General features: G+C 63.4%; 27 protein-coding genes. 15 read left to right on the top strand and 12 right to left on the bottom strand.

The annotated features are described in order from the left end of the window. The first annotated feature begins 53 nt into the window (after positions 1-53). Positions 54-863 carry a class III extradiol ring-cleavage dioxygenase gene (locus tag KRZ98_RS22550; RefSeq protein ID WP_217675516.1) on the top strand — a complete coding sequence of 270 codons (810 nt, stop codon included), beginning with the start codon at positions 54-56 and terminating at the stop codon, positions 861-863. Here KRZ98_RS22550 and KRZ98_RS22545 read toward each other — a convergent pair. From KRZ98_RS22545 to KRZ98_RS22535, 3 genes are all read right to left on the bottom strand, one after another. Then, complete coding sequence (locus KRZ98_RS22545; protein WP_217675424.1) at positions 848-1,417, bottom strand: (2Fe-2S)-binding protein; 570 nt, start codon at positions 1,415-1,417, stop codon at positions 848-850. The genes KRZ98_RS22550 and KRZ98_RS22545 overlap by 16 nt on opposite strands. After that, a complete protein-coding gene (locus tag KRZ98_RS22540; RefSeq protein ID WP_217675423.1) occupies positions 1,414-1,896 on the bottom strand; it encodes a DUF2721 domain-containing protein in 483 nt (160 codons plus the stop codon). Before KRZ98_RS22540 ends, KRZ98_RS22545 begins: the two co-directional genes overlap by 4 nt. Positions 1,897-2,099: 203 nt before the next feature. After that, positions 2,100-3,308 (bottom strand): LL-diaminopimelate aminotransferase, encoded by a 1,209-nt coding sequence (locus tag KRZ98_RS22535; RefSeq protein WP_217675422.1) that lies wholly within the window; start codon positions 3,306-3,308, stop codon positions 2,100-2,102. Positions 3,309-3,450: 142 nt separating this feature from the next. Between KRZ98_RS22535 and phaC the strand changes: the two genes are divergently transcribed. The 6 genes from phaC to KRZ98_RS22505 all read left to right on the top strand — a co-directional run bounded on the left by phaC (position 3,451) and on the right by KRZ98_RS22505 (position 10,699). Next, positions 3,451-5,190, top strand: a complete 1,740-nt coding sequence (gene phaC / locus KRZ98_RS22530; protein WP_217675421.1) for an alpha/beta hydrolase — start codon at positions 3,451-3,453, stop codon at positions 5,188-5,190. 129 nt (positions 5,191-5,319) lie between these two features. Beyond that, complete coding sequence (locus KRZ98_RS22525; RefSeq protein ID WP_217675420.1) at positions 5,320-6,168, top strand: phasin family protein; 849 nt, start codon at positions 5,320-5,322, stop codon at positions 6,166-6,168. 112 nt (positions 6,169-6,280) lie between these two features. Beyond that, complete coding sequence (gene clpS, locus KRZ98_RS22520; RefSeq protein WP_217675419.1) at positions 6,281-6,688, top strand: ATP-dependent Clp protease adapter ClpS; 408 nt, start codon at positions 6,281-6,283, stop codon at positions 6,686-6,688. Positions 6,689-6,804: 116 nt separating this feature from the next. Next, the gene (locus KRZ98_RS22515) at positions 6,805-8,304 is read left to right on the top strand and encodes a catalase (protein ID WP_217675418.1); all 1,500 of its coding nucleotides are present in this window, start codon (positions 6,805-6,807) and stop codon (positions 8,302-8,304) included. Between the two features lie 140 nt (positions 8,305-8,444). Next, positions 8,445-10,232 carry a sensor domain-containing diguanylate cyclase gene (locus KRZ98_RS22510; RefSeq protein ID WP_217675417.1) on the top strand — a complete coding sequence of 596 codons (1,788 nt, stop codon included), beginning with the start codon at positions 8,445-8,447 and terminating at the stop codon, positions 10,230-10,232. 89 nt (positions 10,233-10,321) lie between these two features. Further along, positions 10,322-10,699: a MerC domain-containing protein gene (locus KRZ98_RS22505; protein WP_217675416.1), complete on the top strand. Its 378-nt coding sequence runs from the start codon at positions 10,322-10,324 to the stop codon at positions 10,697-10,699. 56 nt (positions 10,700-10,755) lie between these two features. Here the strand turns inward: KRZ98_RS22505 and glpX are convergent, their stop codons facing one another. Further along, positions 10,756-11,739, bottom strand: a complete 984-nt coding sequence (gene glpX / locus KRZ98_RS22500; RefSeq protein WP_217675515.1) for a class II fructose-bisphosphatase — start codon at positions 11,737-11,739, stop codon at positions 10,756-10,758. A gap of 116 nt (positions 11,740-11,855) precedes the next feature. On the opposite strand from glpX, the gene KRZ98_RS22495 reads away from it, so the two are divergent. Next, positions 11,856-12,281 carry a hypothetical protein gene (locus KRZ98_RS22495; RefSeq protein WP_217675415.1) on the top strand — a complete coding sequence of 142 codons (426 nt, stop codon included), beginning with the start codon at positions 11,856-11,858 and terminating at the stop codon, positions 12,279-12,281. Positions 12,282-12,287: 6 nt separating this feature from the next. Here KRZ98_RS22495 and KRZ98_RS22490 read toward each other — a convergent pair whose 3' ends face one another. Together KRZ98_RS22490 and KRZ98_RS22485 are read right to left on the bottom strand one after the other, a co-directional pair. Further along, a complete protein-coding gene (locus KRZ98_RS22490; protein WP_217675414.1) occupies positions 12,288-13,592 on the bottom strand; it encodes a homoserine dehydrogenase in 1,305 nt (434 codons plus the stop codon). 85 nt (positions 13,593-13,677) lie between these two features. Continuing rightward, positions 13,678-14,454, bottom strand: coding sequence for a hypothetical protein (locus KRZ98_RS22485; protein WP_217675413.1), 777 nt, complete (start codon positions 14,452-14,454; stop codon positions 13,678-13,680). 349 nt (positions 14,455-14,803) lie between these two features. On the opposite strand from KRZ98_RS22485, the gene KRZ98_RS22480 reads away from it, so the two are divergent. The 5 genes from KRZ98_RS22480 to KRZ98_RS22460 all read left to right on the top strand — a co-directional run bounded on the left by KRZ98_RS22480 (position 14,804) and on the right by KRZ98_RS22460 (position 17,893). Continuing rightward, complete coding sequence (locus KRZ98_RS22480) at positions 14,804-15,463, top strand: energy transducer TonB (protein WP_217675412.1); 660 nt, start codon at positions 14,804-14,806, stop codon at positions 15,461-15,463. Between the two features lie 72 nt (positions 15,464-15,535). Beyond that, entirely contained in the window at positions 15,536-16,291 is a 756-nt protein-coding gene (locus KRZ98_RS22475; RefSeq protein ID WP_182913875.1) for a MotA/TolQ/ExbB proton channel family protein, read from the top strand. A 118-nt stretch (positions 16,292-16,409) separates the two neighbouring features. After that, positions 16,410-16,898: a biopolymer transporter ExbD gene (locus tag KRZ98_RS22470; RefSeq protein ID WP_217675411.1), complete on the top strand. Its 489-nt coding sequence runs from the start codon at positions 16,410-16,412 to the stop codon at positions 16,896-16,898. Positions 16,899-16,922: 24 nt separating this feature from the next. Next, positions 16,923-17,345, top strand: a complete 423-nt coding sequence (locus tag KRZ98_RS22465; RefSeq protein ID WP_217675410.1) for a biopolymer transporter ExbD — start codon at positions 16,923-16,925, stop codon at positions 17,343-17,345. Positions 17,346-17,563: 218 nt separating this feature from the next. Next, entirely contained in the window at positions 17,564-17,893 is a 330-nt protein-coding gene (locus KRZ98_RS22460) for a PilZ domain-containing protein (protein ID WP_217675409.1), read from the top strand. An 18-nt stretch (positions 17,894-17,911) separates the two neighbouring features. Here the strand turns inward: KRZ98_RS22460 and KRZ98_RS22455 are convergent, their stop codons facing one another. Next, the gene (locus tag KRZ98_RS22455; RefSeq protein ID WP_217675408.1) at positions 17,912-19,699 is read right to left on the bottom strand and encodes an ABC transporter transmembrane domain-containing protein; all 1,788 of its coding nucleotides are present in this window, start codon (positions 19,697-19,699) and stop codon (positions 17,912-17,914) included. 107 nt (positions 19,700-19,806) lie between these two features. Here KRZ98_RS22455 and dgcA point away from each other — a divergent pair, with 107 nt between their 5' ends. After that, on the top strand, positions 19,807-20,784 hold the full coding sequence (dgcA, locus tag KRZ98_RS22450; RefSeq protein ID WP_217675407.1) for an N-acetyl-D-Glu racemase DgcA: 978 nt from the start codon (positions 19,807-19,809) through the stop codon (positions 20,782-20,784). A gap of 6 nt (positions 20,785-20,790) precedes the next feature. Here dgcA and KRZ98_RS22445 read toward each other — a convergent pair whose 3' ends face one another. Both KRZ98_RS22445 and KRZ98_RS22440 read right to left on the bottom strand, forming a co-directional pair. Continuing rightward, positions 20,791-21,942: a mechanosensitive ion channel family protein gene (locus KRZ98_RS22445; protein WP_217675406.1), complete on the bottom strand. Its 1,152-nt coding sequence runs from the start codon at positions 21,940-21,942 to the stop codon at positions 20,791-20,793. A gap of 20 nt (positions 21,943-21,962) precedes the next feature. Then, complete coding sequence (locus KRZ98_RS22440) at positions 21,963-22,943, bottom strand: DNA topoisomerase IB (protein ID WP_217675405.1); 981 nt, start codon at positions 22,941-22,943, stop codon at positions 21,963-21,965. Positions 22,944-23,048: 105 nt separating this feature from the next. Between KRZ98_RS22440 and KRZ98_RS22435 the strand changes: the two genes are divergently transcribed. Beyond that, entirely contained in the window at positions 23,049-23,603 is a 555-nt protein-coding gene (locus KRZ98_RS22435; protein WP_217675404.1) for a type 1 glutamine amidotransferase domain-containing protein, read from the top strand. Here the strand turns inward: KRZ98_RS22435 and KRZ98_RS22430 are convergent. Genes KRZ98_RS22430 through KRZ98_RS24485 form a run of 3 tightly spaced genes read right to left on the bottom strand, consistent with a single transcriptional unit; the run spans position 23,593 to position 25,752 of the window. Further along, positions 23,593-24,273: a hypothetical protein gene (locus KRZ98_RS22430; RefSeq protein ID WP_217675403.1), complete on the bottom strand. Its 681-nt coding sequence runs from the start codon at positions 24,271-24,273 to the stop codon at positions 23,593-23,595. The genes KRZ98_RS22435 and KRZ98_RS22430 overlap by 11 nt on opposite strands. Then, a complete protein-coding gene (locus KRZ98_RS22425; protein WP_217675402.1) occupies positions 24,270-25,637 on the bottom strand; it encodes a putative O-glycosylation ligase, exosortase A system-associated in 1,368 nt (455 codons plus the stop codon). The genes KRZ98_RS22430 and KRZ98_RS22425 overlap by 4 nt, the downstream gene beginning before the upstream one ends. Beyond that, the gene (locus KRZ98_RS24485; protein ID WP_302849143.1) at positions 25,630-25,752 is read right to left on the bottom strand and encodes a hypothetical protein; all 123 of its coding nucleotides are present in this window, start codon (positions 25,750-25,752) and stop codon (positions 25,630-25,632) included. The genes KRZ98_RS22425 and KRZ98_RS24485 overlap by 8 nt, the downstream gene beginning before the upstream one ends. Positions 25,753-25,781 lie beyond the last annotated feature (29 nt).

Genomic DNA, 25,781 nt, shown 5'->3' with positions numbered 1-25,781 from the left:
ATGTTTCGTGCTTGCCCGTTGCGCTTGTTCTCCCGCGCGCCAATGTGCCGGGCATGACTCAGCCCAGCCTCTTCATCCCTCATGGCGGTGGTCCCTGCTTCTTCATGGACCCCGCCGATCCTGACCATCCCCATAGCGATCCGATGTGGCAGCCGATGCAGGACTATCTCGCCGGGCTGATCGCCAGCCTGCCCGAACGGCCCCGCGCCATCCTGCTGGTGTCGGGCCATTGGGAGGAGGCGGCCTTCACCGTCCATGTTGGTGTTCGGCCCGCCTTGCTGTTCGACTATCATGGCTTCCCTCCGCACACCTACACGCTGCGCTGGGACGCGCCGGGCGCGCCGGATCTGGCCGCGCGCGTTGCTGCGCTGCTTGCCGGAGCAGGCTTTGCGACCGCGCAGGAGGCGGCGCGCGGCTGGGACCATGGCGTGTTCATCCCTATGAAGGTCGCGCTGCCCGATGCCGACATTCCGCTGGTCCAGCTGTCGTTACGCCGCGATCTCGACCCCGCCGCCCATGTCGCCGCCGGGTGTGCGCTCTCCGTGCTGCGCGACGAAGGCGTGCTGATCGTCGGATCGGGCATGAGCTTTCACAATCTGCGCGTGCGCGGCGCGCAGGCGACCGCGCCATCACAGACCTGGGACGATGCGCTGACGGCGGCGGTGACCGATCCCGATCCGGCCAACCGGGCCGCGCGCGTCATCGCGTGGGACAGTCTGCCCAACGCCCATTTCGCCCATCCGCGTGAGGAGCATCTGCTGCCGCTGATGGTCGCGCTGGGGGCGGGTGGCGATGACCCGGCGGTGCGCGACCATCACAGCATGGTGATAGGCTGGGCCGTGTCGGGTTATCGCTTCGGCTGAGACGCAGGCCTGCCCAGCGCCGGGACGGTGCGGGCAGCCTCCTCCGGCGTAATGCCCGGGGGCGGCGCGGCGGCCCCTTGTTCGCCTATACCCGTATCCTCGCCCCGCATGATCCGTCCAGCCCGGCGGATCGCGCCGCGCAGCCGTGGATAGATGCCGCAGCGGCAGATATTGGTGATCGCCGCGTCAATCTCCGCATCGCTTGGATCATTGGTCCGGCGCAGCAGCACCGACGCAGCCATGATCATGCCGGGGATGCAATAGCCGCATTGCGACACATTGTCGGCGGCGAACGCCTGCTGCACCGGATGGCCGCGATCGGGCGACAGCGCCTCGATCGTGGTGACGAAACGCCCCTCGGTCTTGCCGATCGTGACCTGACAGGACCGCACCGCTTCCCCGTCAATATCGACGGTGCAGGCACCACAGTCGCCCGTACCGCAACCATATTTGGTGCCGGTCAGGTTCGACGCATCACGCAGCGCCCATAGCAAGGGCGTGTCCGGGTCCATGCGATATTGCACCGGCCGGTCGTTGACGGTGAAACGGGTCATTTCGCGTCCGGCTCTTCCGTCTCGGCCTCGTGATACAATACTTCGTTACGGATATGGATGATCTTGGACCCCAGCCGAATTTCCTGAATGAAGGTCGCAAAGCCGCCCGCCTGCAACAGCATCGCCAAGCTGAACAATATGGCGATAGGCGTGCCCAGATGCGCGCCGAACAAATTGCCCGCAAACAGCAGGATGACGACCAGACAGACGGCGCAGGCCGACGCGACCGACAGGAAGATCGCGATATTGACCACGCTCATCCTTTTGTCGAGGACGCGGATTTCATTGACCAGCCGGTCATGCTCACGCCCCCGCGTGGTCAGGATCGCCGCCTCCACATTCCGCGCCCGGTCGATGATCCGCGCCAGTCGACTGACGCAGACATTCAGAAACGCGCCGATCCCCGCCAGCAGGAACACCGGCGCGAGCGCCAGCTGTATGGTCTGCGCGACCTGAGAGACTTGTGGCAGGGGGATCATCGCGCGGCACCTCTTACGAGGCAGCTATCCTTCATTGTGGCTGGCGGGGCAAGGGGATCACAAGCGACGGTGGCCCAAAGGATGCGCCTCATCCCAACGAACATCGTGTTCCCGCGTAGGCGGGAACCCAGTCCGACCGTATGAACTGGGTTCCCGCCTGCGCGGGAATACGCAGTGCTTTTAACGCAGTATAGTCTTTTGGCTCAGGCCGCACCCTTGGCCGGCGTATTGACGCCCATCGACTTGAGATAGGATTTGATGTTGCGCGCGGCCTGCCGCAGCCGCTGTTCATTCTCAACCATGGCGATGCGGACGAACCCTTCGCCATCCTCGCCATAGCCCACGCCCGGCGCGACCGCGACCTTGGCATGGGTGAGCAACTGCTTGGAAAATTCCAGACTGCCCATCTCTTTGAGCGCAGGCGGCAACGGCGCCCAGGCGAACATGGACGCGGGCGGGGCGGGAATGTCCCATCCGGCGCGACCGAAGCTTTCGACCAGCACGTCGCGGCGCTTGTGATAGAGTTCGCGGTTCTTCTGCACGATATCCTGCGGCCCGTTGAGCGCTGCGCAGGCGGCAGCCTGAATCGGCGTGAACGCGCCATAATCCAGATAGGATTTCACCCGGCTCATCGCAGCGATCAGCTGTTTGTTGCCGACCGCAAAGCCGATCCGCCAACCCGCCATCGAATAGGTCTTGCTGAGCGAAGTGAACTCGATCGCGATGTCCTTCGCGCCCGGCACCTGCAAAATGGAGGGGGTCGGGTTGCCGTCATAATATAGCTCGGAATAGGCAAGGTCGCTCAGGACCCAGACCTTATTCTCCTTTGCCCAGGCGACCAGCCGCTCGTAAAAGGCCAGGTCCACCGTCTCTGCGGTCGGATTGGACGGATAATTGACCACCAGGATCGACGGGCGCGGCACGGTGAAGGCCATGGCGCGGTCGAGCGAGCGGAAATAATTATCATCCGGCGTCGTCGGCACAGACCGGATCGTCGCGCCTGCTAATATGAAGCCGAACATATGGATCGGGTAGCTGGGGTTGGGGGCCAGCACGACATCGCCCGGCGCCGTGATTGCGGTGGCCAGGCTGGCCAGGCCTTCCTTCGACCCCATGGTCACGACGACCTCGGTCTCCGGGTCAACGTCGACGCCGAAGCGGCGGCCATAATAATTGGCCTGCGCCTTGCGGAGGCCCGGAATCCCCTTCGACTGGGAATAGCCATGGGCGTCGGGCTTGCGCGCCACCTCGACCAGCTTGTCGATGACATGGGGCGGTGGCGGCAGGTCGGGATTCCCCATGCCCAGATCGATAATATCCTCTCCCGCCGCACGCGCGGCGGCCCGCATCGCGTTGACTTCCGCGATGACATAAGGGGGCAGGCGCTTCATGCGATAGAATTCTTCGGACATTATAAGGCTTTCCTGAAAGCTCTAGGTAAGGAATAGTGCGTGTCGCGCCGTTGCCGCGTCACAATCTGGCTATAACCGGCCCGATGGCGACGCGCCAGAGAAAGCGGCGCATAGAAACGATGCCAGGAGGAGCAGGGTGGCCATGGATAAAGCCGATATCATGGAGCCGCATCTGCCCACGCTGGAACAGATGCAGCAATGGACCCACGCCATCGGCCAGGCCCAGCAACTGATGCTGGAGCAGGCGGCGGGGGCGGCGGGCCAGACCCTGCATTTCTCGCCCGAAGCGGTGGCGCGGATCCAGACGAGTTTTGCCGACGAAGGGCTGGCGATGTGGCAGCGTTTCCTCGATTCGGGCGGCATGTTCCGCGACCATCCCGAACCGGCCCCGGCAAACAGCCCGGCGGCTGCAAAGGACCGCCGCTTTGCCGATCCGGCCTGGACCCAGCACCCCTTTTACGACCTGATCCGGCAAAGCTATCTGCTCGTTTCGGACTATATGCTGCAACTGGCCGATGCCGTCGATGGCGTGGACCCCAAGCAAAAGGCCAAGCTGCGCTTTGCGACCAGCGGGATGCTCGATGCGCTCTCGCCCTCCAATTTCCCGCTGACCAATCCGACGGTTGTGGAAAAGACGATCCAGAGCGGGGGCGAAAATCTGGTCAAGGGTTTGCAGCATATGCTGGCCGATCTGGAAAAGGGCCAGCTGACCCACACCGACGGCACCCAGTTCGAGCTGGGGCGCAACATCGCTGCGACGCCTGGCAAGGTGATCCACGAAACCCCGCTCTACCAGCTCGTTCACTATGCGCCGTCCACGCCGGACGTGCTGGCGACCCCGCTCATCATCTTCCCGCCATGGATCAACCGTTTCTATATTCTCGACCTGTCCCCGCAAAAAAGCTTCGTCAAATGGGCGGTGGATCAGGGGATCAGCGTGTTTCTGGTGTCGTGGAAGTCGGCCGACGAGTCGATGAAGGATTTGATCTGGGACGATTATATCCTGCGCGGGCAGATCGACGCGATCGACACGGTGCGTGATCTGCTCAAGGTGCCCAGCGTCCACACGATCGGCTATTGCGTTGCAGGCACCACGTTGGCCGCAACGCTGGCGCTGCTGGCCGCGCGGGGGGAAGGGGACAAGGTCGCAAGCGCGACCTTCTTCACTGCCCAGGTCGATTTCACCAAGGCCGGCGACCTGACCCTGTTCATCGACGATGAACAGATGAAGCTGGTCGATCAGCTGTCATCCAAGGGATTTCTGGACGGCCGCTATATGGCGCTGACCTTCAACCTGCTGCGCGGCCGTGACCTGATCTGGAGCTATGTCGTCAATAATTACCTGTTGGGACAGGATTATCCGCCGTTCGACTTGCTCTACTGGAATGGCGACACCACCAACCTGCCCGCGCGCTGGCACAAAGATTATCTGACCCAGCTCTATCGCGACAATCTGCTGGTGGTTCCCGGCGCGATCACGGTCGATGGCACGCCGATCGACCTTAAAAAAGTCATGACCCCGGCCTATGTCCAGGCGGGCAGGGAGGATCATATCGCGCCGCTGGAAAGCGTATGGAAGCTGACCGAGAATTTGTCGGGGCCGATCCGCTTCCTGCTCGCCGGGTCCGGCCATATCGCCGGGGTCGTCAATCCCCCGGCAGCGCAGAAATATCAATATTGGGCCTGCGAGGACAGCCAGCCTACGCTCGATGCCTTCCTTGCCGCAGCGCAAGAAACCAAGGGCAGCTGGTGGCCCGACTGGCGCGCCTGGATCGAGCGACTCGATCCGCAGACTGTCCCGGCCAAGGGCGCGCGCCAGCCAGGCAAAGGCCGGCTCAAGGCGATAGAGGACGCACCGGGGCGCTATGTAAAGGGACGATAATACCGTTTTTTCCGGCCGTTGCGACCCTCCGCCGTCAGACTGGATGACGGTTTTGTTGCACTGCACAATAAGTCTTGCAATCGCCTTGCGAAATGATTATTGTGCAGTGCAACAAATGGAGAATAGTCCATGGCCGTAACACCCAAGACCGGACGCAGCGCCCCGCGCGCTAAAAGCGCATCGACGACCTTGTCGGCCAGCGAAGCTCTCAAAGCTGCCGAAGCGGCGATCGCGCCCGCCCCCAAGAAGCCGACCGTGCGCAAGGCGACGGCATCGAGCGTCAAGGCAATCGACGCCAATCCGTCCGCGATCGTGGCAGCGACCACCGCCGTCGATGCGCCGCCGCTCCCGGAGCCGGTTGCTGAGCCAGTCATCGAAGCTGAACCCGTGGCTGCGGCGCCTGTAGCCGCTGTGCCGCCGGAAGCTCCGGTCGAACCCGAAATGACCAAGAGCCTGCCCAAGCAGGCCGAACCGTTCGCAATCAAGACGCTGTCCGCCATAGAAGGAACAAAGACGATGAACGACGTAATCGAAACCGGCAAGAAGTTCGCTGAAGACGCCAAGGCCAAGATGGAAACCGTCTATGCCGACCTTAACGAAAAGGCGAAGGCCGGCGTCGAAAAGTCGACCAAGGCGATCGAAGAGCTGAGCGACCTGGCCAAGGGCAATGTCGAAGCGCTGGTTGAATCCGGCAAGATCGCGGCCAAGGGCATGGAAACGCTGGGCCAGGAAGCCGTCGATTACAGCCGCAAGAGCTTTGAGAAGGCGACTGCTTCGTTCAAGACCTTTTCGACCATCAAGACGCCGACCGAATTCTTCCAGCTGCAGAGCCAGCTCTTTTCGAGCAGCTTCGACGATTTCACCAAGGAAGCCGCCAAGAGCAGCGAAGCGATGATGAAGCTGGCCGGTGACGTCGCCAGCCCGCTGACCGCCCGCGTGACCCTGGTCACCGACAAGGTGAAGTCGCTGGCCGCCTAAGCGATCGGACTGGCCGCATCAGGGGCGCGCCCTCCATATCGGAGGGCGCGCCCTTTTGCTGTCTGCAAAATAGATGGTTACCACAGGCGCATGTCCCTGCGGCCCCCTTGCCATGCGGCGACAAATCGCCATATTCTCGCCTATCATGACCAGAATTTTGACAGCATCGATGATCCCCGTGACGATGACGGGGGAGGATCGCGACGATCCGGGCGATGGCACCGGTCCCAGCGTCGGCATTGCCACGCGCACCCGCACCCGCACGAAAAAGCCGTCGCTCTACAAAGTGCTGATGCTCAATGACGATTACACGCCGATGGAATTCGTCGTGCATGTCCTCCAGCAGTTTTTCCGCATGGATATGGAGCAGGCGACTCGCGTGATGCTGCATGTCCATCAGCGCGGCGTCGGCGTGTGCGGTATTTTCAGCTATGAAGTGGCGGAGACCAAGGTCAATCAGGTGATGGATTTCGCCCGGCAAAACCAGCATCCGCTGCAATGCACGCTGGAAAAGGCCTGATTGCGGCCTTTATCGGATTTACCGTAAAATTCGATCAGTCAGCATGTTTTAATCAATTTCACCGGAACTTGCAGGCGGCTTATCCTTTCTCCATTCGCTAGACGAGGAGCAAGATCATGGCCGACAAGCCCATCATGACGACCAGCGGCGGCGCGCCGATCGCCGACAATCAGAACAGCCTGAGCGCTGGCCCGCGCGGCCCGCTGCTGTTGCAGGATTATCAGCTGCTCGAAAAGCTGGCCCACCAGAATCGCGAACGTATCCCTGAGCGCGTTGTTCATGCCAAGGGCTGGGGCGCGCATGGCACGCTGACCATCACCGGCGACATCAGCGCCTACACCAAGGCGAAGGTGCTGCAACCGGGCGCGCAGACGCCCATGATCTTGCGCTTTTCGACCGTGGCTGGCGAAGCTGGCGCGGCGGATGCGGAGCGCGACGTGCGCGGCTTCGCGATGAAATTCTATACGCCTGAGGGCAATTGGGATCTGGTCGGCAACAACACGCCGGTCTTTTTCGTGCGCGATCCGCTCAAATTCCCAGATTTCATCCACACCCAAAAGCGCCACCCGCGTACCAATTTGCGCTCTCCTACGGCGATGTGGGATTTCTGGTCGCTTAGCCCTGAATCGCTGCATCAGGTGACGATCCTGATGTCCGATCGTGGCCTGCCCACCGATGTGCGCCACATCAACGGCTATGGCAGCCACACCTTCAGCCTGATCAACGACGCCAATGAGCGCTTCTGGGTCAAGTTCCACTTCAAGACGATGCAGGGCCACAAGCATTGGACCAATGAGGAAGCAGCGCAGGTCGTGGGCCGCACCCGCGAATCCACGCAGGAGGATCTGTTCGAGGCAATCGAGCAGGGCGACTTCCCCAAATGGAAGGTGCAGGTCCAGATCATGCCTGAACTGGACGCCGACAAGACGCCCTATAACCCGTTCGACCTCACCAAAGTGTGGCCCCATGCCGACTATCCGCCGATCGACATCGGCGTGATGGAGCTGAACCGCAACGCCGACAATTATTTCGCGGAAATCGAGCAGTTGGCGATGTCGCCGTCCAACATCGTGCCCGGCATCGGCTTCTCGCCCGACAAGATGCTCCAGGCGCGCATCTTCGCCTATGCAGACGCGCACCGTCATCGCATCGGCACCCATTATGAGGCGCTGCCGGTCAATGTCCCCAAATGCCCGGTGCATCATTATCACAAGGACGGGGCGATGCGCTTCACCCCCAACAATCCCAATCCGGCGGCCTATTATGAGCCGAACAGCTTTGGCGGGCCGGTCGAGGACAATAAATTCCTGGAGCCGCCGCTGCGGATTTCGGGCGATGCGGACCGGTGGAACCACAGGGAGGGGAATGACGATTTCAGCCAGCCCCGCGCCCTGTTCGAACTGTTCGACGCGGGCGAGAAGGACCGGTTGTTCGCCAATATCGCCGCGGCCATGGGCGATATCCCCGACTTTATCGAGGAACGTCAGTGCAAGCTGTTTGATCAGGTTCACCCTGATTATGGTGCGGGCGTGCGCGCGGCGCGGGCGACGATAAAGGATCGCAATCCGTCCATCTCCGCGCCGACCGATCAGGCGCTTTCGGATGCGTCGGCCTGACTCCTCGGCCCAGCGTTGAAATGCTCGACCCCGGTGCGAAAGCGCCGGGGTTTTTGCGTCGCCACAGCAGCGGCCTTTCCCTCCATATCGGGCAAATGGTGAGCAAATATTAAGGATGCGGCGCTAGCCTCCTTGCCAACATGCAACGGGTCGCCCTTCGTCACTCCTCATCGATACTCGCGCCGGTCATCACCGGCAGCGTTTACTTCGTCGTGGCGACGCTGGCGCTGCTGCTCTCCCGCTTTGAAGGCGGGCTGGCCTTCATCTGGGGCGCCAATGCTTTCCTGATGGCCGAACTGCTGACCTCGCGCACCCGCTACTGGCCGCGCGCCATCATCGCCTGCGCCATCGCCAGCGCCATGGCCACCGCCCTGTTCGGCATGGGACCGCTCGCCGCCATCCCGATGGCGGCGATCAATATCGTCGAATCGCTGATCGTTGCGATCATCTGCCGTCGGTTCGTGCCGGATCGCCGGATTATCGGCGCAATCCGCCCGCTGATCATATTCATCATTGCCCTGTGCGGCGTCGCCAATGTGATCGCTGGTGCCATGGCGGCGAGCGTCGCGGCCTTCCTGACGCCGGTGCCGTTCGGCGCGTCCTGGCTGCAATGGTATAGCGGCCATGTGCTGGGCGGACTGACCTTCGCGCCCATCCTGATCCTGTTCTTGCAGGGCGAATGTGGCCGCTGGTGGCGCGATACGCCGGTGCGGGCGAAGGTCGAGATGGTCGTGCTGCTGGCGCTGTTCGCGCTTACCATCGTGCATATCTTTTTCTGGGCGCGCTATCCGCTGCTGTTCGCGTCGCTCCTGCCGCTGGTTTTGATCGCTTTCCGCACCGGGCAAATGGGGGCGGCAGCGTCCATCATCATCCTGGCGGTGATCGGCGGCGTGGCGACCATGCACGGTGTCGGCCCGATGACCATGCTGCCCGGATCGACGGGTATGCGGGTCCAATATTTTCAATTCTACCTCGCGCTCAGCTTCCTGATGAGCATGTTGGTCGCGGCGGAACTCAACAGCCGCCGCCGCCTGTTCCTGATGTTGCAGGATAGCGAGGCGCGCTATCGCGCCATTGCAGAACATAGCGGCGACGTGGTCCTCAACATCGGTGTGGACGGCATCATCCATTATGCTTCCCCCTCGGCTGCCGAACAGATTGGCTGCGCGCCCGAACTGCTGATCGGCCAGTCCGCCGCCAATCTGGTCGACCCGCAGGACCGTGCGATCGTCATCGCCACCCACCGCCGCGTTCTGGCCCATCCGGGCGTGAGTCAGACCGTGGAATTTCGCTCCCTCGTGTCCGACGGCGAACTGCAATGGTGCGAAATGGTCAGCCGCGCCGTGGTGGACGAACGCGGCGTTCCCGTCGGCGTCGTCAGCATGATTCGCGACATGTCCCGGCACAAGGCGCGCCAGCAGGCGCTGCAACAGGTCGCCGCGCGCGATTCGCTGACCGGCGCAGACAGCCGCCGCGCTTTCCTCGACAAGCTGGAAGCGGAAATATTGCGCGCGCGTCAAGGCGCGCGGTCCTGTCTGCTGCTGATCGACATTGACCATTTCAAGGCGGTCAACGACCGTTACGGCCATGGCGCAGGGGACCGGGTGCTGAGCGCCTTTGTCGAACGGCTGCGGCCGGGGCTGCGGACCATTGACAGTATCGGTCGTCTGGGTGGCGAGGAATTTGCGATCCTGCTGACTGACAGCGACATTGATCGTGCCAGCATGATCTGTGAACGGCTGCGCGCCCGCATGGTCGATCCGATCCCGGTCGGGGAGGCGGACGGCGAGGCTATCTCCGTCACCTTCAGTGCCGGTCTGGTCAAACTGGACGGTGAATCGACGCGATCGGCGATGCTTGAAGCAGCGGACAAGGCGCTCTATCGCGCCAAGCATAGCGGCCGTAACTGCCTGCGTCTGGCAGCTTAGGCGCAGTGGGCGGCAGGTTCGCGCCCGCCCATAAAAACATCCAATGATATGTTGTAACTTACGATCGACTGGCCTATGTAACGGCCAGCATGTCGCAGTCCCTTCGCCATTTCCTCTTGTCCGGCCGCCTCGATCGTTTCGCGATCGCGCTGTCGGGCCTGTGCCTGGCGCATTGCTTCGTGACCGCCGTGGTGCTGGGCCTGCTGGCGATGGCGGGCGGCATTTTTGAAAGCCCGATCTTCCATGAGGCAGGACTGGTGCTGGCCATATTGCTCGGCGCGATCGCGCTTGGCCATGGCGCGATGGTCCACCGCTTCATGATGCCCGCCGCGATCGGATCGCTGGGACTTGGGGTGATGGCAGGCGCGCTGACCATGGACCATGGCTGGCAGGAAAGCGTCTATACGCTGATCGGCGTCGGCATCCTGGCGCTGGGCCACGACCTCAACCATCGCGCCGGGCGCTAGGCCTACAAAAAAGGGAGCCAGTCGGCTCCCTTTGACTATGTCCGGCTCAGTGTCGCTTAAAGCGGTTTGTGGTTCAGCCGATGCTCGCCCTTGACCCAGCGCACCGTGCCGGTGCTGGCGCGCATCACCACGCTTTCGGTCGTCAGCTTGCCTCCGGGCAGCCGCTTGACCCCGTCGAGCAATGACCCGTCAGTGACCCCGGTGGCGGCGAAGATGCAGTCGCCCTTGGCCAGTTCCTTCAGGTCATAAATCTTGTCGAGATCAGTGATCCCCCATTTGCGGGCGCGCTGCTTTTCATCCTCGTTGCGGAACAGCAGCCGCCCCTTGAACTGCCCGCCGACGCAGCGCAGCGCCGCGCAGGCCAGCACGCCTTCGGGCGCGCCGCCCGATCCCATATAGATGTCGATCGTGGTTTCGGGATCGGTGGTAGCGATCACGCCAGCGACATCGCCATCGGGGATCAGCATGATGCCACAGCCAATGGCCCGCAACTCCGCGATCAACTTCTCGTGGCGTGGCCGGTCGAGCACGCACACAATGATGTCGGCCGGTTCCACCCCCTTGGCCGCCGCAACCGCCTCGACATTCTCCTTTACCGACCGGGCCAGATCGATGATCCCGTCGGGATAGCCCGGTCCCACCGCTAGCTTGTCCATATAGACGTCGGGTGCGTTGAGCAGTCCGCCTTCTTCGGAAATGGCCAGCACGGCCAGTGCGTTCGGCCCGGCCTTGGCGGTGATGGTGGTGCCTTCCAGCGGGTCGAGCGCGATGTCGATCTTCGGGCCGGAGCCGATCGCATTGCCGACCTTTTCGCCAATATAGAGCATGGGCGCCTCGTCGCGCTCGCCTTCGCCAATGACGACGGTCCCGTCCATATAGAGGTCGTTAAAGGCCAGGCGCATGGCCTCGACGGCGGCAGCGTCAGCGGCCTTTTCATCGCCCCGGCCGATCAGCTTCGACGCGGCAATGGCCGCCGCTTCGGTAACGCGGACCATTTCCAGCACCAACACGCGATCCAGCGTCGAACTTGCCTGCACCATCTTCATTCCTCTGCCTTTTCTTATGGGCAGAGCGGATAGGCCGTTGCCCCGTCCTTGTCGAGCGGGGAAGGGGAGTGGCCATTATGCAGCCATGTTTCCATGGTGGATTGGGTGCGATGAAAGCCCTGGCCAGCCTCCTCATTCTCCTCTTGCCGTTAGATGCGCACGCGGCGGACGAAGTGTTGATGGCCGCCTATCGCGCCAGGACTCAGGTGGTCAAACCTTGCGACCGCAGCGGCACTGCGATTGTCGTGTGTGGGAATCGAGCTGAACGCAACGCCCGCGAACGCCTGCCCCTGCCGCGTGAATCTACACAGGGCGATGTCGTGAGGGGGGATGTCCCGCGTGCATCGGCAGCGGCGGTAAGGCAGGGCAGTTGCGGCGTGACCGGCGGGCAAGGGGTGGGATGTGTCGGCGGCCTGTCGGTGTTCAAGGTGGCGGACGTCGTGCGCAAAAGCGTGACCGCGATCATTGATCCCGATGCCGACCTCGCCCCACCGCCACCGCTCCCGGACCGTTTCAAGGGCGCCGGGCAGCATTGAACGCCGTCAGTCGAGAATATGCATCACCATCGGCGTGCCGAGCAGGCTTTCCGATCCGGCAAGCCGCTCCAGCGTGTCGCGGATGCAGCGTTCCTCGCCCGCATGGGTGACGATGGCGACCAGCACGCCATCCTCCTGATGCGCGCCGCGCTGGATCATGCTTTCGATCGATACGCCCGCGTCGCGAGTGGCGGCGGCGATTTCGGCCAGCACACCGGGGCGGTCCTGCACCATGAAGCGCAAATAAGTGCGGCCCACCCGCGCGCCCGCGTCAGCGGTATTCTGCGGCGTCAGCGCGGCGACCGGCATGGCGAAGGCGTCGCCATATTCGTCGCGTGCGACGTCGATCAGGTCGGCGACGACGGCCGACGCCGTCGGGCCATCGCCCGCGCCGCGTCCCTGAAAGAACAGACGCCCGACGAAATTGCCCTCGGCCACCACCGCGTTCAACGATCCATCGACATGGGCCAGCGGATGATCGAGCGGCACCAGCATCGGGTGGACCCGCTGGAACAGTCCATCCGCGCCATTCTGCGCCATGCCGACCAGCCGTATGCGGAATCCCAGCGCGGCGGCTTCGGCAATGTCGGCGGCGATGACGTGGCGGATGCCGGTGGTGGCGACGGCGGCGAAATCCAATTCGGTGCCGAAGGCCAGGCTGGCCAGAATGGTCAGCTTATGCGCGGCATCCACCCCGTCAATGTCGAAACTGGGATCCGCCTCGGCGTAGCCCAGTTCCTGCGCTTCCTTGAGTACCTCGCCAAAGCCCCGGCCTTCCTTCTCCATCGTCGTCAGGATGTAGTTGCAGGTGCCGTTGAGGATGCCATAGACGCGCGAAATCTCGTTCGCGGCGGCGCCTTCGCGCATCCCCTTGATCACCGGGATGCCGCCTGCGACAGCGGCTTCATATTTCAGCGCAATGCCGCCCTTTTCTGCAAGGCGCGCCAGGTCCAGCCCGTGATGGGCGAGCATCGCCTTGTTTGCGGTGACGAAGGGCTTGCCTGCGGTCAGGCAGTGGCGCGCCAGCGTCAGCGCCGGGCCGTCTGACCCGCCGATCAGTTCGACGACGACGTCGATGTCGTCGCGCGTCGCCAGGCTGTTCATATCGTCCACCCATTCATAGGGGGACAGATCGACACCGCGATCCTTGTTCCGGTCGCGCGCGGAAATGGCGACGACCTGGATCGGGCAACCCGCGCGCCGGGCAATCAGGTCGCCATTGGTGTTGAGCAGCCGGATGACGCCCCCGCCCACCGTGCCGAGGCCGACGAGCGCGACGCGCAGCGGGGCATGGCGGTGCAGATTGGTCATGGGGACGTCTCTCTCTATAATCGGCGCAGGTGATGAAGCCCGCGCTGATAGCGACAGGTGCGCGCCCGTCCAAGCAAAAGCTGTATCAGGCGGGCGTCCGCGTCCGCCCGCACGGCCCCAGCGCTTCGATTACCACCCGATAGTCGGCGCGCGCCGCTTCGGCATCCTGCACGGACAGGGTGCGCACCGCGCGGGCGGGCAGGGCCGGGGGCAGCGCACAGGCAAGGCGATACCAGAGCAGGCTGCCAGGAGCCGGTGGGCGCGCGGCTTCGTCCACAATCTCGCCCAGCGCGACTGCCCAGCGGGGCGGCTCACCAGGCCGCCGGAGAATCGAGAGCGACACCGGATCGCCATTTTCGGTGCGCAGGAAAATCTGCGTCTCGCCCTCGCCCGCCACCGTGCCCGCGACATGGAAGGCATCGCCCAGCCCCAGGATGCGCGGCGGGGTATCGCGCGCGACCAGTGCCGACAATATGCCTTTGACCCGGTCGATTTCGGCGGGCGTAGCCGGAATCTGCGCGTCACGGGCAACCAGCTGAATCTGGCCGGGCCGACTGCCGGGACGCGCGAACAGGATGACCTGTGCTTTCTTTAGCTTGGGCAATTTGCCACGCGCATCGATCGGGGCATCGTAGAGCCAGCTGACAAGGGGGGTGATTCCCGCCTCACCGCGAATCAAACCCGTCACATCGCCTTCGATAAACAGCCGTTTATAGCCTGGAGGAACGTCTCCGGCCTGTTCGGGCTTCAATGAGATGATGTTGCGGATTCGCACATGGGCGACCAACGGGGCATTGTCCGCCAAGTCTACAATGTCGGCATAGGACAGGGCGGTAGCCGCAGCCCTAGATTGCGCTGCCATCGGCGATTGTTGCGCTAAAGCCGGAGAAACCGGGAGATTTGCGGCTGAAATGAGGCATGGCAGCGCGAGCCGGCACAACAGGGTGGTGGATTTCATGATCAGCTTCGTCCTATGTTTTTGGCTCGTGGCAAGGATGTCACAGGCAAGTCATTCCGCTATGAAATGGTAACCGCAAATGAACATATCGATAAAGCGTTTGCGTGCCACGATGTGCCGCGATAGGAGTTTGCACGGTAGCAATTGGACGGACAGGGGCCGAAGGTGGCCGGGGTAGCCCGGTCGGCTTGGGTCGTTTTTGGCTGATTTGTATAAACCACTGGTAAGATGAGTTAAGGAGTGTCGTTGCCGAATGGCCTATGCTGACCACTCGCAAGGATCGAGTCGGACTGTCTCGATCATCATCGTCGCCCTGATTCACGCTGTTCTTGGCTATGCCTTCGTCACCGGTCTTGGCATGAAATATGTCAAAAAGGCGGCAGAACAGCTGAACGTGATCGACGTGAAGGAAGAGCCACCGCCACCGGACGAGGAGCCGCCACCGCCGCCGCCAGACCAGCCGGTCGAGCCGCCGCCGGTCGTGGCCCCGCCGCCGATCGTGCAGACCCCGGCGCCTGCGCCGACCATGACCGTTGTTCGGACGCCTCCTCCGGTGTTCAACCCGGTTCCGGTCGCCGCCCCGCCGCCGCCGCCGGCCCCGCCGCCGCCTGCTGTCGCCGCAAGCCGCGCTACCCCGCGCAGTTCGCCTGGCAGCTGGCTCAGCGACGCGGATTATCCGAGCCGCGCCCAGCGTGAAGAACGCTCCGGTACGGCAGGGTTCCGCCTGCAAATCGGCGCTGACGGTCGGGTAACCGACTGCACCATCACCTCCTCGACCGGCCACCCGGATCTCGATGAGGCGACCTGCCGCCTGCTGCCGCGCCGTGCGCGGTTCAAGCCGGCCAAGGGTTCCGATGGTGCGGAAATGCCCGATACGTACAATGGCCGTATCACCTGGCGTCTGCCGGAATAATCCAAACGGGCAAGGTGCGCGCCCGGCGCCGTCTTGCTCTAGCTTGATCTCATTGAGAGGGAAGTCTTGAACATGTTGATGTATCTCGCAGCTGCGGCGCCGAAGCCGGAAAACCCCTATGGCCTGATGGAAGCCCTGGAACAGGGCGGCACGATCGCCTGGACCGTGTTCCTCATCCTGTGCGGCATGTCGGTCGGCACTTTCTACATTCTCTTCACCAAGCTGATCGAACAGCAGAAGGTGATCAACCAGGGTAAGAAGGTCCGTGCGACCTTCTGGCGCGCCGCCAACATCAAGGAAGGCTCGGCCAAGCTGGAAAAGAACTCCGCCTACAAGCAGATCGTCGATGACGGCATCAAGGCGCAGGAAGAACATACCAAGCTGACCGATCCGGTCGAAGCGCATGACTGGCTGCACGGTTCGCTCGGCCGTTCGGAAGCTGCGATCAACTCGTCGCTGGGCGGCGGTCTCGCCTTCCTCGCAACCGTGGGTTCGACCTCGCCGTTCATCGGTCTGTTCGGTACGGTTATCGGCATCTATCGCGCGCTGATCAAGATCGGTGCAGCCGGTCAGGCTTCGATCGACGCGGTCGCCGGTCCCGTCGGTGAAGCGCTCATCATGACCGCCCTGGGTCTGGCCGTGGCCGTTCCCGCGGTTCTGGCCTACAACTTCCTGCAGCGCCGCAACAAGTCGATCGCCGAACAGCTTAACGGCTTCACGGTCGATCTGCTGGCCTATCTGGTGTCGAACGGCGCGGTTAAGCCCAGCGTTGCTCCGGCTCCCGCCGCACCTGCTGCCAAGCCGGTTGCTGCGCCGACCAAGGCCTGATTGTCTTGAGATGCCGGCGCGGGAACGGGATGGCCGCTGCGACCATCCCGTTCCCCGCCGACCATGGGCCTCGTCGCGATGGTGAGGCGCCATCGACACCAATGTTAGGATATTATCAATGGCAATGAGTGTTGGCCCCGGCGGCGGTGACGACAAACCGTTGTCCGACATCAACACGACGCCGCTCGTCGACGTCATGCTGGTGTTGCTCATCATCTTTCTCATCGCGGTCCCGGTCGTCGTCCAGACGGTCGAGCTGCAACTTCCCAAGGTGGCGTTCGAGCCGACCACGACGAAGCCCGAAAATGTCTCTCTCTCGGTCACGACCGGGTCGGATGGCAGCTGCGCTGTTTTCTGGAACATGACCAAGGTCGATTCCAGCGATCTGCTCAACCGGGCCGTTGCGAAGCTGGAATCGGATATCAAGAAGGCAGGCGGCGTCGAAAATATGACGCCTGAAGACATGCCCGAAGTGCATATCCGCGGCGACATCAACACACCCTACCGGTGCATCGGTGGTACGATCTACACGATGCAGCGCGCCGGTTTCCCCAAGGTGGGCTTCATCTCCGAGCCGGAACCCGGCTCGACGACGCAGCGCCTCTGACCGGCTGATTAAGGAGATTTCGCTATGGCCATGAGCATGGGTTCCGATGAAGGCGAACCGATGATGGAAATGAACACGACGCCGTTGATCGACGTCATGCTCGTTCTCCTCATCATGTTCATCATCACGATTCCGATCCAGACCCACGCGGTCAAGATCGACCTGCCACAGAGCGCACCGCCGACGGATAGCCCGATCGATCCGGTGAAGAACAAGGTTGCCATCGACGCTGCCGGCATCATCACCTGGAATGGTTCGGCGATCGATCTGCTGACCCTGCGTCAATATCTGCAGCAGTCGCTGCGCCTGCCGGTCGAGCCGGAACTTCAGTTCCAGCCGAACGCGCAGACCCGTTATGTCACCGTTGATGAGGTGCTGGCAGAGATTAAGCGTGCGGGCGTGACGAAGCTGGGCTTCGTCGGCAACGAGCAATATGGCAATTTCTAAACGCTGATTGTCCGCGCCTGCCAGTTTGTGTCAGGACTTCCCGTTTTTCCAGGCGGGCAGGGCGGCATCGGGATAGTGATAATGCCGATCTTTCAGGGGTCGCCTTCGGGCGGCCCCTTTTTTGTTGCCCTGACTTTTGGGCGGGGTGGATTGACGCCTTAACCCTTTGCTTACGCCAATCGCCGATAATGGTGGCGAAGGATGGGCGATAGTGAGCCATGAGCGCCGAACGACAGACTGACTTGGAACGAAAAGCACGGCTCGCCGAGCGCGCCTATGTGCAGATCGGCGTTCGTGTGCGCCGGCCGGGTGAAACCTGGTTCAACAGCCGCATCGCGGACGTCTCCGTCACCGGCTTTCGTCTCCAAAGCTTCATGAAACTGACCAGCGGGAGCGAATTATGGGTCATGCTGCCGGGCTTCGAGGGGCGTCGCGCCCGCGTCCTGTGGTCGCGCGCCCATGAAGCAGGCTGCGCCTTCGAACGCCCGCTCCATCCCGCGATTCTTGATCATATCCTCAAGCTGAGCCGCGGGCCGGCGTTCGTCTGAGCGGCAGCGCCCAACAGGTCAGGTCAGCGGCGAATCCTGAAACTGCAAGCTGGCAAGGCGCGCATAAAGGCCGCCCTGCGCGACCAGTGCGGCATGATCGCCCTGTTCGACGATCCGCCCTTCGTTCAGCACGATGATCCGGTCAGCGGCGCGCACCGTCGCCAGCCTATGGGCGATGACGATGGTCGTGCGTCCCTCCATCAACCGGCCAAGCGCGTCCTGCACCAGCCGTTCCGAATCAGCATCGAGCGCGGACGTGGCCTCATCCAGCAGCAGGATCGGCGCATCACGCAGCAGCGCGCGCGCGATCGACAGCCTTTGCCGCTGCCCGCCCGACAGGCGCGTGCCTGCTTCCCCCATCGGACTGTCCAGCCCCTGCGGTAGCGCGCGCAGGAAGCCCTCAGCATTGGCGGCGCGGGCGGCATCCCAAATCTGCTCGTCGGTCGCGTCCCACCTCCCATAGCGCAGATTGTCGCGCGCCGACGCGGCGAAGATCACGCTGTCCTGCGGCACCATCGCCATCATGGCACGGATCGCGGCGGGATCGGCCTGCGGCAGAGGCACACCGTTCAGCCGGATCGTGCCGGACGCCGGATCGTAAAAACGAAGCGCCAACTGGATCAGCGTCGATTTGCCAGCGCCCGATGGTCCGACCACGGCCACCGTCTCGCCTGGCGCGACGTCGATCGACACGCCATTGAGCGCGGCCTGATCGGGCCGGGTAGGATAATGGAAATGCACATCCTCGAACGTCAGCCGTGCGCCATGCGCGGCTGGCGGAATCACGGTCGGGCTGGCGGGCGGCAATATGTCCGGCGTGGCGGTCATCAACTCATGCAAGCGACTGGCCGCCCCCGCGCCGCGCAGCAGATCGCCCCAGCTTTCAGAGAGCGATCCGAAGGCGCCTGCGACCAGTCCGCCGGTCAGCACGAACGCGGCAATGCTGCCCCCCGACAGCTTCCCCGCCGCGACGTCCAGCGCGCCCTGCCACATCACCGCGGTGATCGATCCGAACACCAGCGATATCACCACCGCCGTCATGATCGCGCGCAACCTGATGCGCCGCCGCGCAGTGCCGAACCCGCTTTCGACCGTGGCGTCGAACCGTGCCGCCTCCCGCGCCTCCTGCCCGAAGGCCTGGACGATCTTCATCGCCGCCAGTACTTCATTGGTCACGCTGCCGACATCGGCCAGCCGGTCTTGACTGGCGCGCGACAGGCTGCGCACCTTGCGGCCCAGACTGACCAGCACCAGCAGGATGATCGGGATGCCCAGCAACAGCATCGCCGCCAGCTTGGGCGCCAGCGCGAAAAGATAGATGAGGCCGCCAATGCCGGTCACCAGATTGCGCAGCGCGATCGACACGGTCGATCCGACCACCTGTTCAACCACGGCCGTATCGGCGGTCATCCGCGACGCGATTTCGGACGGGCGGTTTTCCTCGAAGAAGCGGGGTGCCTGCCGCAGCAAATTGGCCTGGGTCGCGCTGCGAATGTCGGCAACCACCCGCTCGCCCAGCCAGGATACGAAGTAAAAGCGCAGCGCGCTGGCGACGGCCAGGATGATGACGATCAGCAGCAGATATTCAAACCAGCGGCTGATATCGCCCCCGCCCATGAAGCCCCGGTCGATTACCAGCCGGAAGCCGCTGGGGATGCCCAGCGTCGCGGCGGACGACACGATCAGCGCACCCAATGCGCCCGCGATCCGCCCCGGATAACGTTTGGCGAACATCCACAGCATGGCCAGGCTGCCAAGCGCGGGACGGGCGCTGGCGCGCGGCGACGGGGTGGGTTGTTCCTCCATGTGCGGCGCTTAGCAGGCTGCCCGCCGCGCCTCAATGGGGCGGGGCTGGTAGCGCGCGCGACTTTCGAGCATAGGCGATCAGCCTTTTCACGCCATTGGAGCCAGCGATGATCCACTTATTGTCCGCGACCGTCGAACGCTGGCCGGTCGCAGGCGCATTCATCATCGCTCGCGGGGCCAAGACGGATGTGGATGTGGTCGTCTGCACCGTGGGCGACGGCACTCATGTCGGCCGGGGCGAAGGGACGGCGATCTATTATGAGGGCGAAACGGCAGAAGCCTGCGCAGCGGCGATCCGCGCCTATACCGGGCCGCTCGACCGGCAGGCGCTGTTGAAGCACATGCCGCGCGGCGCTGCGCGCAATGCGCTTGATTGCGCACTCTGGGATCTGGAGGCGAAGCGTGCGGGCGTGCCGGTCTGGCAACTTGCCGGGCTGGCTGCACCCACCCCTCTGCCCACCGCCTTCACGATCAGCCTGGGCGACCCTGCGACGATGGAGGCTGCCGCCCACACGGCAGCGGCGCGCGGCTTTGCCCTGCTCAAATGCAAGCTGACGGGCGAAGGCGACCGGGCGCGCATCGCCGCAGTACGCGCGGGCGCGCCGGATGCGCGGCTGATCGTCGATGCCAATGAAAGCTGGCATGGTCTGGATATCGCGGCAGAGGCGCAGGCGCTGGCCGACCTTGGTGTCGAAATGGTCGAGCAGCCGGTGATTCACGGGCGGGAAGCGGCGCTGGCCGGGGTCCGTGCACCGCTGCCGCTCTGCGCCGACGAAAGCTGCCACACCAGCGCGGACCTTGATCGGCTCGGCGATTTCGACGCGGTGAACATCAAGCTCGACAAAGCCGGCGGCCTCACCGAAGCGCTCGCGTTGCGTCAGGCGGCGCGGGATCGGGGCTTCCGGGTCATGGTCGGCTGTATGCTCGGCACATCGCTTGGCATCGCACCCGCTGCGCTTGTGGCACAGGGGGCGGACTGGATCGACCTTGACGGTGCGCTGTTGCTGGCGCGAGATCGCGGCGGCGGGCTGGCGCTGGCCGATGGCCTGCTCCAGCCCGGCAGCCTGTGGGGTATGGGCACGTAGCCTGGGTCAAGCCTGACGCACGGGCTGCACCTCTGGATAGGGCATGATGGTTCGCCCATCCGGCGCAGCGGTGAAGCTGGTCTGGGTGGGGTAGGCGAACTCGATTCCCTCCGCGTTAAACCGCTTCCAGATCGCCAGCCCCATGCGGTGCCGCGACAGGAAATAATCGTGCGTATCGGGGTCCGGCACGTCGAAATTCACCTCATAGTCCAGCGAACTCGCGCCAAAGCGGACAAGGCCCGCATTGACGAAGATGAACCCTTCCGCCTCGACAATCTCGCGCAGCATCTCCGGTATCGCTTCGGCTTTCTCCTCCGGCGTCTGGTAGATGATGCCGATGGCGAAGGTCACCCGGCGCTGGATCAGCGTTTGCAGGCTGGTGATTTCCTTCTGGAGCAGATTGGCGTTGGAGATGACCTTCTTCTCACCGCTCATCGCACGAAGCCGCGTGCTTTTGAGGCCAATCTTCTCGACCCGCGCGGTCGTCTGGTCATAGGTGATGATTTCGCCCCGCCGGAACGGCTTGTCGAAAATGATAGACAGCGCGGCGAACAGGTCCGAGAAAATTCCCTGCGCTGCCAGGCCAATGGCGATGCCGCCAATGCCCAGACCCGCAACCAGCCCGGTGACGTTGACGCCCAGATTGTCCAGCACGACAATAGTGGCGATTGCAAACAGGGCGAAGGTCACCAGCACGCGAATCAGACCCATCGCGTTGGCCAGCGTCTCGCCTTGGCCATCCTCCGCCAGCGTCTTGCGCTCGATCAGCCCCAGGATGATCTCCCGCGCCCAGATCGCCCCCTGCAACACCGCGGCAATGGTGAAGAGGAAGGCGATCGTCTTGAATAGCACCGCAGGCGGATCGGCGTAACCCGCGACCAGCTTGGCCGCGACCATGACCATGAAGAAATGGGATGTCCGCGCGACCGCCCGGCCCAGCACATTGGCATAGCCCAGCGGGTCGCCATAGGCACCGCGCCACCTTTTCCCGAACGACCGCAGCGCCGCCAGGACGAGGTAGATCAGAACGCCCGCGCCAATGGCGACGATGATCTGGACATAGTGAACAGCGAACCAGTCGCTGGTCGATCGCCACATTTCGACGAAATCGGGGGCGCGCACCGATGCGGCGGCGGCAGGTTCAGTTTTATTGGCCATGCTGGTCCCGTTAGTCTGTATCAGGCTAAAGTGTCGAGAAATGCGATGAGTCCGCGCTCCTCGCGAGACAGATAGCGTGTTGAACGCGGCAGGCGAAGCCCCGCGCGCCACGCATCCTGTCCATCCTTGCACAGGTCGAGCAGGGCAGGGTGGATATAGCTTTTGCGGCTGATCGCGGGCGTATTGCCAAGCGCGGCCGCTACCGGTTCCAGCAAGCCCTTCATCGACACCGGCCCGGCGGCCAATGTGGCAAAGGCGACGGTCGACGCGCCCCATGTGCGAAAATGCTTGGCGGTAAAGGGACCCCCCATGGCCTGCGCGATATAGGCGTTGACGTCGCTCGACGTGATCGGTCGCGCCTCGCCATCCTCGTCCAGATATTGGAACAGATGCTGGCCCGGCAAATCCTGCACCTGCCGCACGAAACGCAGCAGCCGTGTGTCGGTCAGCGTCACCTGATGCTGCTTGCCCGACTTGGCGCGATAGCGCAGCGTCAGCGCCTTGCCGGTCAGGTCGATATGGCGGCGGCGCAGGGTCGTCGCGCCGAAACTCTTGTTGGTCGTAGCATAATATTCATTGCCCACGCGCAACCGGCCCAGATCCAGCAGCCGCACGACAGCCGCGATCGTCCGTTCCTTGCGCAAGCCGCGCCGCGACAGGTCCGCCTCCAGCTGCGCGCGCAATTTGGGCAGGGCGCGACCGAAGCCGGCGCAGCCTTCATATTTCTGTGCCTCCCGGTCAGCCCGGAATTCCGGGTGATAGCGATATTGCTTGCGGCCCCGCTCGTCATGCCCGGTCGCCAATATATGGCCATGGGGCATCGGACAGAACCAGCAATCGCGATAGGCAGGGGGCAGGGCGATGGCGTTCAGCCGCCCAATCTCGGCCCGGTCGGCGATGCGTCCGCCATCGGGCTGGTAATAGCCCCAGCCGCTCTTGAGCGCGCGTCGCGAAATGCCGGGGATGCTGTCATCTACGTGGATGAGGGGTTGGCTGGCCATATTTTCCTTCTCATGGCCAAAAACCCACCTTTCATCGCTTCGTTCCGCAACGGGTCGGGCGGTGGTCCGTTAGCCTGTCTCCCATCAGGCGCAAGGAGAAGCCCCATGCCCGCCATTACCAACAGCCGCATCCTCATCATCGCGACCGACGGATTCGAGCAGTCCGAATTGTTCGATCCCCGCGACGCGCTGATTGCGGCGGGGGCCAGCGTGACGCTCGCCTCGCCGGACCTGAACCCTATTCAGGGGATGAAGCATGATGAAAAAGGCGACACGATCACCCCCGACATCCGGCTCGATGCCGTCAGGATAGAGGGATATGACGGGCTGATCCTGCCCGGCGGCGTCGCCAATCCCGACACTCTGCGCACCAATGCCGCCGCTGTGTCGCTGGTGCGCGCCTTCGTGACCACGGGCAAGCCGGTCGCCGCGATCTGCCATGGCCCATGGCTGCTGGTGGAGGCTGACGTCGTGAATGGCCGGACCGTCACTGGCTGGCCATCGGTCCGAACCGACCTTCGCAATGCAGGCGGGAATGTGGTCGATCAAGCCGTCGCGGTGGACGGCAATATCATCACCAGCCGCAATCCGGACGATATCCCCGCCTTCATCGAAGCCTTCAGCCAGGCGGTGGTGGAAGCCGGAACCGTTACGGCCTGACCTGTGTGCCGCCGCCCGCCCGCCACGGGACCGGGCGGCGGCGCAGCGTCGAGACATGCGCCAGCGCCAGCGTTGCGCAGACGATGGCGGCGGGGAAGGCGACGGGCAGGGCGGCAGGCCAAAGCACCGGCGCTATCGCCGCAGCCACCAGCCCGCCCAGCGCCAGCGCCAATGCATGACCCTCCCCATCGGGACCGCGCAGCCAGAACAGGCAGGCGCTCATCCCGGTCATGAAGCCGATCATGTAGCGGATCGTCTCGCCGACAGCACTCAACCCGATCAGGATCAGCAACACCAGCACCGCGCCGACCACGCGCCGCGACAGCCGGGCCAGCACATGGGTGCAGACCGGATAGACCAATAACTCGCACAGCGATGCGGCGATCAGGATCGCCTGCGCCCGCGCGCCATTGCCAGCGATCAGCGCGACGGTCGCCGCCGCGCCCCAAGGGATCAGTCGCAACGGGGCCATACGGATATGGCTGATCCAGCTGCGCCAGCCATCGCGCATGTCCCAACGCCGGTCGGCCAGCCGCAACTGGAACGCGCCGATGATGAACAAGGCCTCCACCCCCCAGGGCAGCAGCCCCGGCGCGATCAGCGGCGACGCCAGCAGCAGCCCCAGCAGCAGGCCATGGACCACCCCTAGCGCGCGCAACTCGCCGCTCATGCCAGCGCCCCGCGCGGCCGGTTCATCGACGCATTTAGGTCAAGCCGTGCCGCTGCCTTGCGCCTGCGGCTCAGATAAGTGTCCAGACCGATCTGGAGCGCCAGCATCATGAAGATGAAGGGTTGATAGGCGATGCCCACGAACAGCGATCCGATCATGTAGATGATATGCCCCTGTTGCAGCGCCAGCGCGAAGGGCGCGATCCAGGCTTCGTCCGGTCCCGCCCGCTTGCGGTACATACGGCGGATCATTTCGGTGCGGATGAAGCAGATGCCGTGGATCAGCGCCCAGAGCAGGAAGCCGAAATAGCCCTGTTCGCCCAGCATCTCGAAATAGGCGCTGTGATATGCGCGGCCCTTGTCGGTCACCAGCCGCCGCTCGATGCGCTTGGCGTCGCCATCGCCCACTTCGCTCTGCGCGAAATAGGTAAAGCTGTTCTGGAGATAATTGTCGAAGCCGCCGCCACCCGGATGCGTTTTCACATAGTCGAGCGTCCACATCCACACTGCGACGCGGGTCGACGCGCTCTCGTCGCCCTGATGATTTTCGATCGTCTGCATCCGCTGGGTGAAGCTGGCGGGCAGGAAGGGGATGGAGACAAGCGCCGCCAGCAGCATCAGCGGCCCATAGACAAAGCGGCGCGGTGATCGCACCAGCATCAGTCCCGCCAGAATGACGATGCAGACAAGGCCCGTTCGCGCTTCGGTACCGATCGGCATCAGCAGGCAAGCCAGGCACAGGCAGTAGCAAAATGCTTTCACCCGCCAGTCGTCCGGCGAAAAGATGGTGCCATGTCTGGACAGCCACAGGATCAGCGGGATCAGCGAAATGGCGACGCAGCTGATGATCGACCCTTCATACAGGCCGCTATTATTGTCGACCATCAGGTTCAGCACGCCATAGCCGCCGCCCGATAGCGCCGTTTTCATGCCGCCATTGATGATGATCGTGCTGGCGCACAGGATCATGAAAACCGTCATCGCCTCGATTCGCAGCCGCGTGCGCAGGGTGAGCGGCAGGAAGATGCCTGCGATGATCGCCTTCCACACCCAATTCCACTTGGTCAGCGCCTCCACGGGGAAATCGGCGGTCGCGGTGGTATAGCCGCACCAGATCAGCAGGAACAGCAGCAGCGCCTGCCGCGCGGAAAAGCGGCAATCCTTCTTGTCATCAATGACCAGCCAGGCACCCACCATCGCGGCAAAGGCGATGGCGGAAATCGGGATCGAATTGAGCAGGAAATAGGACAGGCGCTGGGGCGACACGATGTCGATATAGGCATAGACCGCGACCAGCAGGAACGGTCGCCTGAGCCCCATCAGGAAGAATATGGCCAGGAAGGCGAGGAAGAACAGGTCACGCATCGCGCGCGCTCTCCTCTGCCGGTGGATCGCGATCCAGATCGGCGCGCGGCAACAGCCGCCACGCGGCGAGCAGGATCACGCCATGGCTGATCAGCAGGGACAGGGTGTCGATCATTGTGTCTTGGTGGTTCCACTGGCTTGTCC

This window comes from Sphingobium sp. AS12, from assembly GCF_019097845.1.
Taxonomy (GTDB): Bacteria; Pseudomonadota; Alphaproteobacteria; order Sphingomonadales; family Sphingomonadaceae; genus Sphingobium.
The sequence above is the reverse complement of the archived record's forward strand: the minus strand, read 5'-3'. Positions and strand labels throughout refer to the sequence as shown.